The organism is Tolypothrix sp. PCC 7601 (assembly GCF_025677855.1).
Classification (GTDB): domain Bacteria; phylum Cyanobacteriota; class Cyanobacteriia; order Cyanobacteriales; family Nostocaceae; genus Aulosira; species Aulosira diplosiphon.
Genome location: NZ_CP064879.1, coordinates 5,576,008 through 5,594,225 on the forward strand (window position 1 = coordinate 5,576,008; position 18,218 = coordinate 5,594,225).

The window sequence follows — 18,218 nt, forward strand, 5'->3', positions numbered from 1 at the left end:
TGGCTTGATGATTTTGCGTATAAGCTAAACGCAGACCAATCCTGCATTCAAGATTTGGTTTAATTTATTATTCCCAACTTGGTTGGGTTGATCATACTCTGTTTTGATGTTATGGCCATTACCCAGGAGCCGTGGACAAGTCATTATGGATTTAGAAGCACAAATTCAATTGTTGATTGATAATGCACCTCACGATGGTATAACACCACAACTTGTTACAGCAATTGCCCCTGCTTTAAAGGCGATCGCTCATCAGTTAAGTCACTCTCAGTATTATATTCTCCAAAGTGTGGAGTCTGAGTGGGTTTTAACTACATTGAGCAATCGGGCAAACCCAAGATTAGAAAAACATGTTATTTACGCATTTCCTACCTTAAAAGATGCCTCACTGGCCTCATCTGCGGGGGTTGAGGAGCAAGTAATAGCTACAGAAATTCCTGTAACTCACATTTTGTTCCAACTGGTGGCACTAGAAACCGTAGATAGTATAGTATTTTTTGAAACTTCTGGCATGAGTACAAACGCTGTTGAGGTGCAGCGTTCTGATTTACAAAACCGGATTCAGCAACAACTGCAAAAAAAGCGATCGCCAAGACAAGTACCACCTGATATTGCTTGAAGGGAATGGGGCATTGGGTATTTTCATATACTACCCAGTTTCTAGCCCCTAATCCTTAATACAGCCTACTCAGTACATAGTTAGCCATGTTAATTAAGGCTTGACGCGATTCTGAGGGTGGTAGAACAGCAATATGTTCAGTGGCGAGTTTTGCATGGTGATCTGCTAATTCTCGCGCCTGCTGTATTCCTTGGCTTTCTTGAATCAGTCTCAGCGCTTGCTCTAAATCTCCTTCTTGAGCAAACTCTCTCTCAATCAATACTTCTAAATAAGGTTTTTCCGCTAGAGCGAATAACACTGGTGCAGTGAGATTTCCACTCTTGAGATCAGAACCCACTGGTTTACCCAAAGTCTCTACTGAACTCGTGAAATCGAAAATATCATCCACAATCTGGAAAGCTAGACCCAGATGGCGACCGTAGTTATACAAATGTTCGGCGGTTTCTGGGGATACATCACTGAGTAAGCCAGCTGCTTTTGAGCTGTTGGCAATTAATGAAGCAGTTTTGTAATAGCTCTTGTTTAAGTAAGTCTCTATCGAGATATTAGTATCAAAGCGATTTAGTCCCTGCTGGATTTCTCCAGCGGCCAAATCCATAATCACTTCAGAAAGCAGTTTCACGACTTCTAAATTGTCCAAGTTGGCTAAATACCAGGAGGATTGGGCAAAGAGAAAGTCTCCTGCTAATACGGCTATGCGGTTACCGAACAAACTATGAACAGTCGAGACACCGCGTCGCATTTGAGATTCATCCACTACATCATCGTGCACCAAGCTTGCTGTGTGGATCATTTCTGTAATCTCAGCTAAACGTCGGTGACGGGATGTAATGTCTTGTTCTAGCATGGTCGCTCGCGCAATCAGCAGAACTATAGCTGGTCTAATGCGCTTTCCCCCAGCACCAAATAGGTGTTCGGCGGCTGCATAAAGTATGGGGTGGCGATTTCCAACTAGCTGTTTGAGATTATCTGCTAGTATTCGCAGGTCTGCTTCCACAGGGGTAAACAGGGAGGTGGCTGGGGTCATGGATGGGCGGACTCTGGCTTAGGTTACGAAAGTTTACATATCCTATACTCATTTTAAGATAACCCAGGGCCAGCGCAAACTTTTGATCCGGGAATACCTCACTCAGAACTCTTCAGTAATAGGCGAAAGTCTTGATATTCCTGATTTATTAGTTTTTTTATGTTGATTAAAATAGTGGACAGGGCAAAATTAACTGCCATCAGCAACCGCAAAATTCTCATAATTTTTCTTTGAAACATCGAAGTCTATTGTCTTTTAACCCCTTTTAAGGTGATACTCGTTCCTAGTTCCCATAACTAAAGTGTTAGTCCTTCAGTTAAAATCCTCTTCCCTCGGACAATTTGAAGCATTGGCATTAACCTTTGGTAAATCAGGGATTACTCATGAGTGACTCAAGCTTTTGAAGTTCGGCTGAATTATTGAGGAAAATGTATCTTCAGCTACAGCAAAGGTTTATAATTATCTGCATCTTACTTTTTCAAGACAAACTTGAAATCTATCAGGTTTCTAGCCTCTTCAGATGAGTTCACCATATCTTTACTGGTGAATAATAGGAATTACTTAAGTACTGTCGTATTATTTCGTAATAGTAGTTATTTTTAATACTTTAAAAAATCTCTGCCTAAAAACTATTTTGCAGAGCTATATTTCTCTATTCAAAAAATTTATTATTTAAATTTTATTTACTGAGTTACTTTTGTTACAGTTAATTATTTGTACCAGTTATCAATTATTTAGTATAATTAAGTACCCGCATCATGAGTTGTTAAGCTAAATTGTTCTCACTTGTTGAAGCCCTTGAGAAATTTTAAAATTTAGCCACAAAGTTGGCTTAAAAGTCGGGAACCTTGTGTTACGCTAAGATCTAGGGATTTTAAATTTTTCAGATATTCACTCGCCGAAAGTAAATTACCTTTAGGTAATTATACTCTTTAGGAGTTGTGAGTCAATAGATTGTCGCGGTTGAGTCAAGGGAGTGATTCCTGATTTAATATCCGCGGCTTGCAGCCTCTTGGTTTGGAGTTATACGCCAGCCCTACAGGGCACCGCTCGGTTTTACTTGACATTGAGCTTTGGCGTAACTCCTGTAAAAGCGGTGTGAGCAGCAATAACACGGACTAGGTAGACTGCTGAAGAGAGTAGTTAGGGATTGCCGTTTGGCAATTTAACTGCTCTGGAATGTATAGTCCGTGAAAAATTAAGTTAAATACTAAATCCGTTTTCCGTAGAGAATTTATCCCTACGGAGTAGTCTAGCATAGCAAACTACAGCCATCAAGAATCCTCTTGGGTGGTAGAAGTTTTACTTATGTGTTGAAAGTGCATATTCGTTTGAGAAAGGTGCTGGTAGAACAATGATTTACGGAAATATGCCTATGATGATTTTTATTTTAGCTGCTGGATATTTGTTCACCGTTTACCTACTCTTAGCACTAGCAAAGCGAACAGGAAAAAACAGTGATGCTACAAATGTAACTTTGGCAGGGCAGAAGAAACATACACAAGAGCTATCAGTAGCACCAAAGGTGACTGAAGTTGTTAATAGTCAGTAGTCAAGGTTTGGAGAGACGCGATTAATCGCGTCTGCACTCCACAAAAAATTGTTTTGGACTGTGGACTCTTGATTCGTAAACACTACTACAAACAAATTTTTGTTATAAGTGAGAAGCTTTAGCTTCACTGAAGCTAACTTCCTCAACTAATGGAGTATAGCCTAACCACTGTAATCCTGATTGGGCAAACTGTTGGGCACAGCCGCTAACCGCAAAGCGTGTGGGTAGTGGGGGATGGGTATTCCTTAAACCTAATAAGTCTAAATCTTGGATACAAGCGGCGACAACATTAACTGCTGGATCAACTAGCTTCACATGAGCAGGAAGAAGCGATCGCAGGACAGGGGCAAGGTGAGGATAATGGGTACAGCCGTAAACTAAAGTATCGATTTCCTGCTTGATTAAGGGTTCTAAATATGAGCGAGCCACTTCAGTGGTGTAGGGGTCATGAATCCGGTTTTGCTCAATTAGAGGCACAAATTCTGGGCAACCAACTTGCCAGACTTGGACATGAGGATCAATCTCTAGTATCGCTTGCTTATAAGCATTACTTTTAGCCGTGGCGGGGGTAGCAATCACACCAATCCGCTTGCCTTGTTGCACCGCGGCTCTAGCTCCTGGGAGAATCACGCCAAGAATAGGCAGATTAAATTCTGCGCGGACAATATCTAAAGCTAAAGCCGAACTGGTGTTACAAGCCATAATTACCATTTTGACCTGTTGCTGTTGCATCCAGGTCAAAATTTCGCGCACATACTGTAGAATTTCTGCTTGTGAACGAATGCCATAGGGCAGTCGCGCTGTATCGCCAAAATAAATAACAGATTCGTTAGGAAGTTGCCGATAAACTTGTCGTAATACCGTTAAACCACCCACGCCGCTATCAAAGATACCTATCGGGGCGCGTTGTGGTTCTTGCTCGGAAAAATTATAAAGATTGCCTTCAAAGATGGAAGATGAATACACGGGCAGATATGGGTTGAGGTTTTTTGATTTAAGATACAGGATTTAGTAGCCAATTTGCTAAGACTCATAAATCCTGTACGCAAAAGAAGTCTGATATCACCTCTTTAACTAGGTAAGTTCTACTACATTTTTACCTTCTTTGTAAGTACTTGAGAATGCCATTAGCGATCGCTTCTGCCATGCGATTTTGGTAATCTGGGTTACCTAGTCTCGGATTGTCTTCTCGACCAGTCATATAGCCAGTTTCTACCAAAATTGAAGGCATAGAACTCTTTCTGAGGACGTAGAATCGCGCTTTACGCGTACCTCGGTCTTTGATAGTGCCGATATTCTGGAGAATCGACTTGCGGACAGTTTCGGCTAGACCGTAACCGCTGTCGTAATAATATACTTCTAATCCATTCACATCAGGGCGACGATCAACTGAGTTAGCATGAATGCTGACAAACAAAGTCGCATTTACTCGCTCGGCGATATCTACCCGTCCCTGAAGTTCTACAAAGAAGTCAGCATCCCTAGTCAACACTACTTGTACGCCATTTTGCTGCAAAATCGAGGCTACTCGTTTGCCAATGGGTAAAACCACATCTTTTTCTAGCAGTCCGCCTAAGCCAGGTGCACCAGAATCCTTACCACCATGTCCGGGGTCAATCACTACTAATAATTTGCCTCTAGGAACTGTGGGACGTGGTGTTGGCTGCGGTATAGTTCGGGGATTATCTGCGGGGTCTGGTAATTGCCCTTGGGTGGGTGGTAAGGGTGGTAAAGCTACAGGGGGTATTCTGGGCGATGTAATTGCTCGAGAGCGTTGTAGTTGTAATGCTACTAACTGATTCCCAATTTGGTTAAGTTCGCCAATTTGTACGCCTGCTGCTGGTTGAACATAGACAACTACTGTATTTGGTTCTTGGGGTTGTAGTTTCACTCGCAGAATCGGGCTACTGGCGTTTAAGTCGGGCCCGTTCACCCTAGGAGCTAACTTAGCATTAGGAATAGTAATGCGAAACAAGCCAGAGGATCTATCCCAACCACCTGTAGCAGACAAAGCTTGGTCACCGCGAATTATTAACTGCGTACCATTCCCAGCTAATTCTACAGATTGAATTGTCGCTGGAGAGTTGGTACTGGGGATGACAACATTGGCATTGTTATTCCCTGCAGGTAATCTCACTCCACCACTATTGGGTAAAAGTACAAAGCCACCCACACTGCTATTACTGGCTCGCCAATCGGGACTATTGCTATCTACCCGCATTGTCATCCGCACGACAGGCGGTTGAGATTGTAATTGGCTAAATTGAATGCGATTCACGCCATAGCGGTTAATTGAGACATCCTGCTGCTCAAATGTGGGTGCCAAAGCAGCCCCAGCAATATCAATATTAATTGTCTTTCTGTCTTCAGTGCGGTTGACCTGAATTTTGGGGTTACCGCCACTGGTACGGATAAAAAATCCATCACCTGTGGGTTGTAATTTTTGAATTTGAGTTGCGCCTGAATTAGAGTTAACCGCAGTGCGATTATCGATGGGAGTAACCGGGGCGGTTCTGACTACGTTGTAAATATTTCTCGGCGGTAATGAGGTGGCTGGTGGTTTAGCAGGAGTGATAGTTCGAGGAACTGGTGTTTGTTGCTCTGGAAGATTATTAGACGCAGACACCTGCTCCATTTTGGGATTCGGTAACTTTACTGACCACCGACTGGCAGTGATACCTGTAAATTTTATTTGTTGCGGGTCTATGGTGTACCCTGGGTTCAGTTCGACCACAATACGAGTTGTTTCTGGGTCGAACTGTCCCACACGCACTGAACGAATTCCGCCGCCTACTGGTTGGGTTACCTGAGGACGACCAAATACAGTTTGTGGTAAATCAATTACCAAACGAGTAGGGTTGAAAATGAGTTGCGCCTTTGGTTGTACGCCACCGGCGGTGTTGATTTCTAACTGATTTTGATTGGCATCAAAACGCCAAGATTCTAGTCTCGCTGCAAATGCCGGCGACGACAGTATGAAGATGGTTCCAAAAGTACCGGGTAGTAACCAGTGTAATTTCACAGTCCTTTCTCCTGATTCGCATTCATGGGAGCCGTTAAGCTTTCAAAATATTGATAAATCCTCACACCGTCACCGCCCAAACATTAGCTTTAATGCAGCAAAAACTTTTGGCGCTGGCATTAACAACATACTTAATGGCGTGGAATTTTAGCATATTTTTGCAACTTTGCCATGTTGTGAATGCTGCCAAATTCCATCTCCAAAGCATTAAGGTACACCAAAAAAAGATAATTAGAATTAAACTGACCATTGAAGTATGTTCGTAAAGTGTTTCTGAAGAATCAGGATAAAGTCTCAAGAAGTAAAAAACAGAATTTTCTCCAAAGTAAGTAAATTTAATTAGGTCGCACAATAAAGAGGTATTTTGAGGTCAACTCCCGTAAAAACCAGGTAGCTTGTTGTCGTCTAGCAGATTTATCTTCAGGTATGAGCTTCATACTTCCCTCTTTACCCTTTATCCTGCAGTTAACTGTTTGTTTACTAGTAATTAATGCACCTAGTGTAAAACTCTAACTACGTTTAGTTTGTGTACCAAGGCTAGTGACAGCCACTCTTTAATATTTAGAAAAATATTTTATAGATGGGTGTGTCGAACTGTACAGATGAGATTAATTGACTTTATAAGTGAGTTAGCTTTGATAAATTTTTCAGCATGATTATCTGGAAAATAGTCCTAAATGTTGACTGTTGATTGTTGAGCGTTGACTGGGAAGAAAGAGTTTCATCGATATTTCTTGTAGTAGTTATTCAGCAATAAATATTTTAATCCTTAAGTTGGTATTAAAATTACGTAAGTATCTATTTTGAGAACCCGCTGCTAGTGAAATTACTCAACTTTTGCTGCTTGATTATCTTTGTTTAAGATACTGGAGGATACCGCGAGCGATCGCTTCCGCCATTTGATTTTGATAATTTGAGCTTTGGAGGTTGGCAACATCCACTTGACCAGTTAAATAGCCAGTTTCTACCAAAATAGAAGGCATAGAACTTTTTCTGAGGACATAAAATCTAGCTCGTCGCACTCCGCGGTCTCTGATATTTAAACTTTGGAGAATGTTGCTATGAACAATGCGAGCCAAACTGAGACCACTGTCGTAATAATACGTTTCTAATCCATTCACATCAGGACGACCTGCACCTGCTGAATTAGCATGAATACTGACAAAGACATCAGCTCTTGCTCTGGCTGCCATCACAACTCGCCCTTCCAAGCTGACAAAATAGTCAGAATTACGGCTCATAATTACTTGCACGCCATTTTGCTGCAATATCTGTGCCACTCTTATGCCAATGGGGAGGATGATATCCTTCTCACGCACTCCACCAATCCCAATGGCTCCTGGGTCTTTACCGCCATGTCCGGGGTCAATTAGCACTACCATTCGCCCATTGGGAATTGTGGAACCTGAACCAGGTAGGGGAAGATTGTTATCTGGTAGATCTGAAGGCGATCGCGGTGGTAAATCGAGAGGTGGTCTAACTTGGGAAAAGCGTTGTAATTGTAGCGCTATTAGCTGACTACCAACTTGGTTAAGTTCGCCAATTTGCACTCCGGATGCTGGCTGAACTAAGACAACCACTGTATTTGGTTCTTGGGGTTGGAGTCTTACCCGCAAAATTGGACTAGTAGCATCTAAAGCTGGCCCTTGAACCCTGGGAGATACCTTAGCATTGGGAATTGTAATGCGGAACAAACCAGAAGATCTATCCCAACCACCTGTTGCAGATACAGCTTGGTCAGCACGAATCAGCAATTGTGTGCCGTTCCCCGCTAATTCTACAGATTGAATATTGGCTGGGGAGTTGCTAGAAGATGTTACAGGCGGTCGATTATTATCTTCGCTGGATGCCACGCCACTATTATTGGGCAAAACAACTAACTCACCAACCCTGCTACTCATAGCCCGCCAATCAGGGCTATTACTCTCTACCCGCATTGTCATCCGCACTACAGGCGGTTGATTTTGTAATTGCTTGAATTGAATCCGATTCACGCCATAGCGGTTAATTAAGATATCCTGTTGGTCAAACCTTGGTGATAAAGCAGCGCCAGAGATATCGATATTAATTAACTTTTTGTCCTCAGTCCGATTCACTTCTATCTTCGGGTTACCACCACTAGTCAAGATAAAAAATCCATCACCCGTGACTCGTAATCTCTGAATTTGAGTCACTCCTGCTGTGGCGTTTATCAACGGGGGTAACTCAGGTTGAGGTGCAGCATCTGTTGCAGCTGGATTGTAAACATTGCGATCGCCAGATGGTATTTTCACCACTTCTGGATCGGGTAATTTTACCAGCCAACGGCTGTCATTAATCGGGGTAAATTGTACCCGCTTGGGGTCTATGGTATAGCCTGGGTTGATTTCGACTACGATGCGGGTTGTTTCTTGGTCAAACTGTCCCACACGAATTGAGCGAACTGCTCCGCCAAAATTTTGCGTGACTTGGGGACGGCCAAATACAGTTTGTGGTAGATCAATTACTAGACGAGTAGGGTTGAAAAGTAATTGTGCCTTCGGTTGCACAGCACCCATCGTATTGATTTCTAGCTGGTTTTGATTGGCATCAAAACGCCAAGAATCTAGCCTCGCTGCCAATGTTGGTGATGCTAGCAACAAAACAGTTCCTAACGTACCAGGTATTAACCAATTTAGATTCAAAGTCATTTCTGCTGATTTACATTCATGGGAGTAGTTAATATTTCAACATATTGGTAAATTGTCACACTTGCATCACCTAAAATGAATTTTTATGCCTATTTGAGCTTGAACATTGCTATTAAGACATCAACTTAAGAGCATCAAATTTGCCACAAGCTTTGATTTTGCTAGCGATCGCACCAGACCACAACCACAAAAAATCACCAGAATTGACTTTAAGCAGTAAATCCCAGTCAGTAAAACTTGAATTAGTCAGGTAATTGAGTTCAAGTTATGCGATCGCTAGCAAAAGTTGTGAGTACAGAGTCTAAGTAAAAAATACTAGTCTCTATTCCCTTGCTCATACTTGGTGTATGCCGTTCATGACTACTACTTACTTCCTCACTGCTGAAAAAATAACCAAAGTAAAGATAGTAAAACAGGGAAAAGCTAGCAACCGATCAAAGGACAAATACTGGTCTGAATGAGAAAAAACCAAATTAACAATCTTAGGGGACGGACACTCAAAGCTATAAGTTTCCCGTGACCATAGGAAAATACTCAAGTACATTGAGAACTATGATCACGGAATGCTACGTAGCCAACACCGAGAGCGATCGCATTTAAGCTGACTGAGTTCTGAATTGTAATGATTCAGAACTCAGTCTTAATCTACCTCAGTAGATAATCAACAGGGTGTTTCTACTTAAGAATCCAATTAAGTCTCTGAAGAATCCGGAGCCGATTCTAAATTAGCTACATCTGGCGATTGTGCGGTCATCAACTGAGGTTCTTCGATTGTTAAGGATGTAGCACCAGCACCATCTAATACCAATGTCTCTGTATCTGTTGTTTCGCTAGCTGGATCTGGAAAGACAAACCGTAACAGAGGTGGTGCCAAAAAGGTTGTCAAAATTACCATCATGATAATTGCTGCTCCCAGTGGTTTGGAGAGTGCCCCACTAGCAGCACCAACACCAGCAAATACCAATCCTACTTCACCTCTGGGAATCATCCCCACACCAATGGCTAAACGGTTGATTTCTGGCTGACCAAATACCGTTAAGCCTGTAATTACTTTTCCAATAATGGCTACGATAATCAGGAAACTAGCCATGATTAAACCTTCCCGATTAGTGGGAATAGCAGGGTTTAATACACCCAAATCAGTTTTTGCACCGACAGTGACAAAGAAAATTGGCACTAACATATCGGCAATGGGAATGACTTGCTTTTGCAATTCTTTACGCTTATCCGTCTCTTCCAAGACTAAACCAGCCGCAAAAGCTCCCAAAATTGCTTCTAATTGGATTACAGCAGCGAGATATGCCATCACAAAGGCAAAGATGAATGCTGGAATTACCAATTCACCCCGGGTTTTGAGACGGTTGACGATGGATACAAAAGACTTGTTGAAAAAATTGCCTAGCAAAATTGCGCCTAGCAGGAAAGTAGTTGCACTGATAATGAGAAAAATAACTTTAGTGACATCTACTTCACCATCTTTAGCCAAGCTAGCAACCACTGCCAAGACAATAATTCCTAGTACGTCATCAATTACAGCCGCACCTAGAATAATCTGCCCTTCTTTAGAATTGAGTCGTCCAATTTCTGAAAGTACCTTGGACGTAATCCCAATACTTGTAGCAGTCAAGGCTGCGCCAGCAAAAATCGCTGGAACAGCATCGATACCAAACAAAGTCATCAACCCCACAGTACCTGCAGCAAAAGGTGCTACTACTCCGACGACTGCAACAATTGTGGCTTGGATACCAACCGCCATTAAGTCTTTTAAGTTCGACTCCAAACCAATTTCAAATAGCAGAACGATTACACCCAATTCTGCTAACACAGAAATCACTTCTGACTGCGCTGCAAACACACCATCAGCAGCTTGTGGAGTTAACCCAGCAGTAGATTGTAGGAAGGCAATAATTAAAGAACTAGAACTATCTGTGCCACCTTCAGGAAATACTAAAAGGTGCAACACAGAGATACCGACGACAACACCGCCTACCAGTTCGCCTAAAACTGGGGGTAAACCAACCCTGTTAGATAACTCTCCGCCAACTTTGCTGGCGAAGTAAATTACCACTAAACTTAGCAGCACTGCTGCCATTACCATTGAACTGTCTACTGTTTCTGTGGCGCTGGCCAACAGGGGAACAGAGGAGCTGATTGCATTTAAAAACTGCATTGGTTCTGCGAAAATCTTTCTCTTTATTTTTACCTGTTTCCACGAGAAGCCTGCTGCTATCTCGCCAGATTAGGGACTTTTTAGGCAGCCCTAATTAAAAAAATTTCACCGTCATGTATAAAAGTCTCACTGGCATTTTTACTCAGCAACGCCAGTTACTACAACGGAGAGAACCTCAACGGACAGTTTGCTCCAGTCGGGAAACCCGCCCACGCAACTGTCGTCCTCAACGCACTGGCTTCTGAGCACTCATTTGTTGTTTGCTAACTGCATTAAGCGTTGCCAATAGGATTCTGAAACTGGGACGACAGATAATCTAGAAAGTCTTAGTAAGTCAAAGTCTTTAAAAAAACTATCTTGCTTGATTTGAGCTAAGGTAACTGGCTGTTTGACTTTCTGTATTGCCCGTACATCTACAACTGTACGTTTGGCATCATTTAATGCTGGATCGGCGTAAGGTTGACTGACTATCTCTGCTATACCTACAACCTGCCGTTCTTTCCCTGTATGGTAAATCAAAGCCAAGTCACCAATCACCATTGTTCGCAGATGTTTTAAAGCTAGAGGATTGTTGACTCCATCCCAAACTGTACTGCCTTCTATTGCTAAATCAGAGTAGGAATAACTATCGGGTTCAGTTTTCAGCAGCCAATACGCCATCAAAATCTCCACAGTCAAACAATTTTAGATTGACCCCGTAGCGAAACGGGAGCTTGAAGATTTTATATTGATTCCACAGCAAAACGGCGGCTTGTACCATCAATGAATTATTGGTCAGTTGTAATTTTTTTAGTTTCAAAAAATGAAACCATTTCCGTTTTTGACTGTAACAGTGTCAAAGTATAAACATACAAATCGTATCTATTCAATCCCATAAGAATTGTGAAAACTTAGTGGTGGCGGTTGACTATGCACAGTTAACCGTTAAATGTTGATTGTTAGATATGCTCTATGACAAACATCCGAGATAATTTTTTTGAGGAGTGCAAATTTTATGTTGAGAGCCGCTTTATCCGGTTCACGGTTTAACGTTGGCAATTTTTGTAAAACCCTACCTTTAGCTCTGCTTGTCTGTGTAACTTTTATACAACCAGGGTTAGCTCAAGAAAAAGAAAAATTGTGGCGTACTCTGACTGTGAGTGGTCGTGGTATGGAATCAATTCCTACTACCCTATCTTTAGTTAACTTAGGGGTAGAAATTCAGGGTAAAACAGCCCAGGAAGTACAGCAAGAAGCAGCCCAGCGTTCAGCAGCAGTAGTGGCGCTACTCAAGAGCCGGAATGTGGAGAAGTTACAAACCACAGGTATTCGTTTGAATCCAGTTTATAGTTATACCAATAACGTGCAGCGAATTACTGGGTATGCTGCTAGCAATACCGTTAGTTTTCGGATTGCAACAGAAAAAGCTGGCCCCTTATTGGACGAAGCTGTAAAAGCTGGTGCTACACAAATTAATGGTATTAGTTTTGTGGCAACTGATGAAGCGATCGCAGCTGCTCAAAAGCAAGCACTCAAAGAAGCTACCCAAGACGCGCAAGCACAAGCACAAGCAGTTTTCGGTTCCTTGGGTTTGACATCTAAAGAAGTAGTAAGCATTCAAGTTAACGGTGCGAGTGCGCCCCCACCATTACCTGTTTTATACCGTGCTGAGTCTGCGAAGCTAGCTCAAGCTGATGCTTCGACTCCAGTAATTGGTGGCGAACAGCAAGTAGAAGCATCGGTGACATTGCAAATTAGTTATTAGTCAACAGTCAACAGTCAACGGTCAACAGTCAACAGTCCAGTGTCAAACTCTATGACCCTGGACTTTTGACTTTGGATTCATTTTAGAAATGTTCTGAGGACATATCTGTCATTGCTGCTTCACTGTCTCGTTTAGAACCTAACAACTCTAGTTGGTCTACTCTGATAATTGGCGAAGATCTATTTGCTCCAGTTTGGCGATCGCTCCATGTGTCAAACTTTAAGGAGCCTTTGATACCAATTAAGCTACCTTTCCGCACATAATTACCAGCAATCTCTGCTGTTTTATCCCATAATTCTAATGTGAACCAATCAGGCTCATCTCGATTTCGCGATCGCCTGTTGACTGCTAACGTCAATCTACACTTGACACTGCCTGACTGTTACAGTCGATAAGCAAGTCGCCCTGCTTACCTCTGTTTCAGAACCGTGCGTGCGACTTTCACCGCACACGGCTCCTCAATAACTCAGCTTGCGTGTGTACCTCTTGCGTGTATGATGTCATGGCAATGTCGATGCACCAGTGTAAGATTGCTGAGTTTGTTATTTCCGCGATTTTGATCGATGTGATGAACTTCCATAATGTCTTCACTGGTAAACATGAGATGACATTCGCTACATTTTTTCTCCTGTTTAATCAAGAGTTTGGCTACTACATGACGTAGCATAGGATGTTGAGCCAGACGATTACTCCAGTAAGTTAGGTCGCCATCATAGGGGCTTCTTTCCCCTTTGATTTTGACGTGCCTTTTGATGTGAGTGTCCCGGTATCTTTCTAGGACATACTCATTATCTGGAGTCATGAATTTCCAGCCTAATCCTCTGTTGACCCCCCAGTAATTGGAGACTAGCTCAGTATTGTTTTGTCCCCGATTTTTTCTTTTCTTAGCCCAGGCAAACAATTTCTGGTACAAAATACTATCCATATTGTTAAAAGTATGACTGCTAGCAACAGTTGAGTAATATGCTGCCCACCCTCTAATAACTGGGTTAAGCGCATTAATTACTTGTTCTTGGCTAGATTTGCCATTTCTTTCCAGTAGGTCATCAATTTTGTTCAGGTGTCGTTTGATGGCTTCTTTACTGGGTCTGATGAACGTTTTGTATCCTCGTTTTCTTTCAGTTCCGCCAACTGACCCACTTTGTTTATCACTACATGGATACTGTCGGATATGAAATCCCAAGAAGTCGAATCCTACCTTTTCTTCATATTTCATGAATGTATGAGTGATTCGCGTCTTAGATTCTTTGAGAACTAACCCCATTTCACTTAACCATGTTTCTATTAACTGTTTTGCTTCTAGAACTACTTCCAAACTCTCATCCATAAGAACAAAATCATCTGCATATCTGACGAAACTAGGTTTTCGTTTTCTGCTAGTTTTTCCTGTTCTTCTAGAGAAATTTTTCGTCAACATTTCTTCGATTCCATGTAAGGCAATGTTGGCAAGTAGAGGTGAAATTACTCCCCCCTGCGGCGTGCCTTCTTCTGTGGGGAATAACGTTTTTCCATCCATAACTCCAGATTTGAGCCAAGCTCTAATCTGTCTTCTAAATGTTGGCGTTGTGTTGAGTTTATCAAGTAGCTTTTTATGGTTAATGCGGTCAAAGCACTTCTCAATATCTGCATCTAAAACATATTTTGGCTTCTGCACAATACCGTTATAAATTGCAGTTATTGCGTCATGACATGACCTACCGGGTCTAAAACCGTAACTGTTAGGCTCAAATTTTGCTTCCCATTCTGGTTCTAGAGCCAGCTTCAATAGGGCTTGCTTCGCTCTTTCTTTCATCGTTGGTATTCCTAACGGTCGCATCTCACCACTCCCAGGCTTGGGAATCCATACCCGTTTTGTTGGTTGAGATTTGTCACTCAAGTTCAGGTTGTTGGCAAGATGAATTTTCTGGTGATTTCTGAGTCTTGAGACTCCATCAACCCCAGGCGTATTTTTGCCTTGATTGTCCTGAGTTACTTTGCGGACTGCTACCGCTTTGGCGTTCCAAGATTTGGTCAACAGCCTCTGTAGCCGACGAACTGCCTTGACATCACCACGCTCTGAGGCTCGATAGATTCTTTTTTGAAGCTTAAAGACTAATCGCTGGGTTTTTGACCAGTTGATTGTCTCCCATTCATACATCGGCTTGTTTGCCGTGTCCATGACTTTTTGACTCCTACTGAATTATCCATCTCTGAGTTACCGTGGCTCTGTCTGCATATCCTTTGGCTTTCCCAAAGGCTTTGGCTTCTGAGCCAATCCCTCCCTTCAATTCCATGCGGGTGACTCCCTGCTCACAAATCGACCACTGTGAGAGAAATTGAGGGGTTATCCCGTTCCTAGCTCCTGCTTTGCGATGGGGTTAGAGTTCTACTATCCGCCGGGTTTGTGTGGGGATGCTCTAGGTCAAATTTCGGATTGCCTAGCCCAAATCCTTGCCTTTTGGCACAGCCAATAACCTGTGTAGGCTGATATAAATGACGACGGCTCAAACGTAGATTCAGAAAATCTTACTCATGCCCATCTCTGCTTGGGGGGATTCTCTGTCAGGTTCAGAGTTACCTCCGTTACTCCCCGCTTCACTAGTTTGATAGTCAGTCGCCCTAGTGGGGGTGTTGCATCTCCTTGCATCTAGAAGGAGGGAATTGAAATTCTAAAGAGTTTATTAAAAGTTTGATTCCTCTTAATATTTCTTAGAAATCTCACCCTCTCAGAAGCTAAGTTGTCAAGGTTATGTAGGCATTCCTACTTATCCTTGCGAATGGCTTCCAACCTCAAAAGAGATTGGTTTCCCATTCAACGGGTCGCACCAAAATATTTAATATCTGGGTCGCTGCCTACACGACCGACAAGGGTGACAACATTGATGCTCATGTGCGTTACCTTTCAGTACATACGTACTTATTGATTCTGAATTCCATCATAGCGAATTGTGAAAGTGTTGAAAATATGTTAAAGAATTAGCAATATAGTTGCGTCTAAAAATGATACAAATTACTCAGAAGATTGTAGAAAAGTTTACGGATATACTGAGTCAATCACAGAAGATCAAAAAATAGAACGACTGAGTTGTCGTAAAGATTGCCAAAAGTTATTGAAAAAAATAGCCTGCTTTACTGGACTCAGGATCAAAAACATAATAGAATCCAGCACGATTAACCTAACCATTTTAATCATCAAGTATTGCAAATAGGGGGCGTAGGACGCGTGGGTCTTTTCAGGAACTTTCGCTCATCGTGGGATATGGGTATCGACCTCGGTACTGCTAATACCCTCGTTTATGTATCTGGTAAAGGTATTGTACTCCAAGAGCCTTCGGTAGTAGCCATCGATCAAAACGAAAAGATTGCACTGGCTGTAGGTGAAGAAGCTAAAAAAATGCTTGGTCGTACACCAGGAAATGTGATTGCGCTCCGTCCTTTGCGTGATGGTGTAATCGCTGACTTCGATACAGCTGAACTGATGTTGAAAAGCTTTATTCAACGTGTTAATGAAGGCAGATCGCTGATTTTACCCCGGATTGTCATTGGTATTCCCAGCGGCGTGACGGGTGTAGAAAGACGAGCAGTGATGGATGCAGCTACCCAAGCTGGCGCTAGAGAAGTTTATTTAATTGATGAACCAGTCGCTGCGGCTATTGGCGCAGGACTCCCAGTTGCTGAACCAACTGGCAACATGATCATTGATATTGGTGGCGGTACCACAGAAGTAGCAGTACTTAGTCTTCAAGGTACAGTTATTAGTGAATCAGTTCGCATTGCAGGTGATGAACTAACAGATTCCATCCTGCAATATATGAAGAAAGTTCATAATTTGGTGATTGGAGAACGTACTGCGGAAGACATAAAAATTCGCATTGGTTCTGCTTATCCTACCAATGATGATCATGATGCCATTATGGAAGTCCGAGGCTTACATTTGCTTTCTGGTTTGCCTAGAACTGTAACTATCAAAGGCCCGGAAATTCGTGAAAGTATGTTGGAACCGCTATCGGTAATTATTGAAGCGGTGAAGCGAACATTAGAACGGACACCTCCCGAACTAGCAGCTGACATTATTGATCGAGGAATTATGCTCGCTGGTGGTGGTGCTTTACTGAAAGGATTAGATACTCTCATTAGCCATGAAACAGGTATCGTCACACATATTGCTGCCGATCCTTTATGTTGTGTGGTTTTGGGAACGGGTCGTGTGTTGGAAAACTTCAAGCAGCTGGAACGGGTATTCAGCGGTCGTTCTCGCAATATGTAATAAAAAATATCAGATATTGAGTTCTAAATACGTAGAATTCATTATCTGATATTGGGTTTCCTATAAATAGAACCCAAAATTCTTCACAATATTCAAAGATATAAAAATCGGGTATGGATAGATGGTTATCTTACGTCGTTGGTGGGAACGCAAAGGTCTACAAATTGGATTAATCGCTCTCGTGTTAAGTAGCGCTTGGATTTTACGCCAAACCCAAGGAGCGCTATTACTGGAGATGTATCAAACGATTACTCGTCCTTTGCAAATGTTGCAGACGGGGCCTACTGCAGAAGAACGCCTGAAAGATGCGCGGACATTGGAGTTACAAACACGTATTGCTGATTTAGAAAGCCAAAACAAAAAGTTACAAAATTTATTAGGCTACGTAGAGAAGGAGCCAGCTACTTCTCGCCCAATGACAGCGCGGGTAGTTGGACGTAGCGCTGACCATTGGTGGCAACAAATCACCTTGGATCGCGGCTCAAATGCTGGAATTCAAGAAGGTTACATTGTGAGGGCAGAAGGCGGATTGGTCGGTTTGGTAGAAAGCGTCACCCCCAATACTAGCCGGGTTTTATTAATTAGTGACCTGAAAAGCCAAGTTGGTGTCACAATCGGTCGCACCTCAGCCAAAGGGGTTTTGCGCGGAGATTCTTCGGCGGAAGCAGTGCTGGAATTTTATGAAAAAGTTCCGAATGTGAAAGTAGGCGATTATGTTTCTACTTCCACTTATAGTCAAAAGTTTCCTGCTGGTGTCGCAGTCGGCAGAATTAAATCTTTAGATTTAAAGAAACTTCCAGCTTCAGTCGCAAAAGTTGAACTTTTCCCACCAATACGATCGCTCGATTGGGTATCTGTATATCCAAAACCCGAAAACCCCATCCCCGCAACAGAAAATCCTCCAACGACCAACCCAGAACCGCCAAAATCTAATTAATCAGTTTGTAATTTGTAATTCGTAATTCGTAATTCGTAATTAAATATAGTTTCAAAGGATGATTTCTAAACTGGCAGCTAGTGGGTTAAATACTACCCAGGCAGCACTGATGTCGAAAACTGCCAAGATGTCAAAAACGCAAACTCTATAATTTTGTTGCGTAAATCCTCATGACGAACTAGAAATTACGAATTAGTAATTAATTCTTACCCTCCCCATAACTGTTGCACCA

General features: G+C 42.4%; 13 protein-coding genes and 1 pseudogene. 6 read left to right on the forward strand and 8 right to left on the reverse strand.

Going from position 1 to position 18,218, the window contains the following annotated elements:
- Positions 1-145 precede the first annotated feature (145 nt).
- Complete coding sequence (locus HG267_RS22880; RefSeq protein ID WP_045868129.1) at positions 146-619, forward strand: hypothetical protein; 474 nt, start codon at positions 146-148, stop codon at positions 617-619.
- A 55-nt stretch (positions 620-674) separates the two neighbouring features.
- Here HG267_RS22880 and sds read toward each other — a convergent pair whose 3' ends face one another.
- On the reverse strand, positions 675-1,646 hold the full coding sequence (gene sds, locus HG267_RS22885) for a solanesyl diphosphate synthase (protein WP_045868130.1): 972 nt from the start codon (positions 1,644-1,646) through the stop codon (positions 675-677).
- A 1,354-nt stretch (positions 1,647-3,000) separates the two neighbouring features.
- On the opposite strand from sds, the gene HG267_RS22890 reads away from it, so the two are divergent.
- Entirely contained in the window at positions 3,001-3,198 is a 198-nt protein-coding gene (locus tag HG267_RS22890) for a hypothetical protein (protein WP_045868131.1), read from the forward strand.
- Between the two features lie 102 nt (positions 3,199-3,300).
- On the opposite strand, the gene murI is transcribed toward HG267_RS22890, so the two are convergent.
- From murI to HG267_RS22910, 4 genes are all read right to left on the reverse strand, one after another.
- The gene (gene murI, locus HG267_RS22895; RefSeq protein ID WP_045868132.1) at positions 3,301-4,164 is read right to left on the reverse strand and encodes a glutamate racemase; all 864 of its coding nucleotides are present in this window, start codon (positions 4,162-4,164) and stop codon (positions 3,301-3,303) included.
- A gap of 130 nt (positions 4,165-4,294) precedes the next feature.
- The gene (locus HG267_RS22900) at positions 4,295-6,220 is read right to left on the reverse strand and encodes an N-acetylmuramoyl-L-alanine amidase (protein ID WP_045868133.1); all 1,926 of its coding nucleotides are present in this window, start codon (positions 6,218-6,220) and stop codon (positions 4,295-4,297) included.
- A gap of 848 nt (positions 6,221-7,068) precedes the next feature.
- A complete protein-coding gene (locus HG267_RS22905) occupies positions 7,069-8,883 on the reverse strand; it encodes an N-acetylmuramoyl-L-alanine amidase (protein WP_045868877.1) in 1,815 nt (604 codons plus the stop codon).
- 697 nt (positions 8,884-9,580) lie between these two features.
- A complete protein-coding gene (locus HG267_RS22910; RefSeq protein ID WP_045868134.1) occupies positions 9,581-11,059 on the reverse strand; it encodes a cation:proton antiporter in 1,479 nt (492 codons plus the stop codon).
- 113 nt (positions 11,060-11,172) lie between these two features.
- On the opposite strand from HG267_RS22910, the gene HG267_RS22915 reads away from it, so the two are divergent.
- A complete protein-coding gene (locus HG267_RS22915) occupies positions 11,173-11,304 on the forward strand; it encodes a hypothetical protein (protein ID WP_255325148.1) in 132 nt (43 codons plus the stop codon).
- Between the two features lie 4 nt (positions 11,305-11,308).
- Here HG267_RS22915 and HG267_RS22920 read toward each other — a convergent pair whose 3' ends face one another.
- On the reverse strand, positions 11,309-11,719 hold the full coding sequence (locus tag HG267_RS22920) for an EVE domain-containing protein (RefSeq protein WP_045868135.1): 411 nt from the start codon (positions 11,717-11,719) through the stop codon (positions 11,309-11,311).
- A gap of 334 nt (positions 11,720-12,053) precedes the next feature.
- Here HG267_RS22920 and HG267_RS22925 point away from each other — a divergent pair, with 334 nt between their 5' ends.
- A complete protein-coding gene (locus HG267_RS22925) occupies positions 12,054-12,803 on the forward strand; it encodes an SIMPL domain-containing protein (RefSeq protein ID WP_045868136.1) in 750 nt (249 codons plus the stop codon).
- 82 nt (positions 12,804-12,885) lie between these two features.
- Here HG267_RS22925 and ssb read toward each other — a convergent pair.
- A pseudogene (gene ssb, locus HG267_RS22930) lies at positions 12,886-13,185 on the reverse strand (single-stranded DNA-binding protein); the annotation flags it as partial.
- Positions 13,186-13,269: 84 nt separating this feature from the next.
- A complete protein-coding gene (gene ltrA, locus HG267_RS22935; RefSeq protein ID WP_045868138.1) occupies positions 13,270-14,961 on the reverse strand; it encodes a group II intron reverse transcriptase/maturase in 1,692 nt (563 codons plus the stop codon).
- A gap of 1,080 nt (positions 14,962-16,041) precedes the next feature.
- On the opposite strand from ltrA, the gene HG267_RS22940 reads away from it, so the two are divergent.
- Positions 16,042-17,049, forward strand: coding sequence for a rod shape-determining protein (locus HG267_RS22940; RefSeq protein ID WP_045868139.1), 1,008 nt, complete (start codon positions 16,042-16,044; stop codon positions 17,047-17,049).
- A gap of 121 nt (positions 17,050-17,170) precedes the next feature.
- The gene (mreC, locus tag HG267_RS22945; protein ID WP_045868140.1) at positions 17,171-17,986 is read left to right on the forward strand and encodes a rod shape-determining protein MreC; all 816 of its coding nucleotides are present in this window, start codon (positions 17,171-17,173) and stop codon (positions 17,984-17,986) included.
- Positions 17,987-18,218 lie beyond the last annotated feature (232 nt).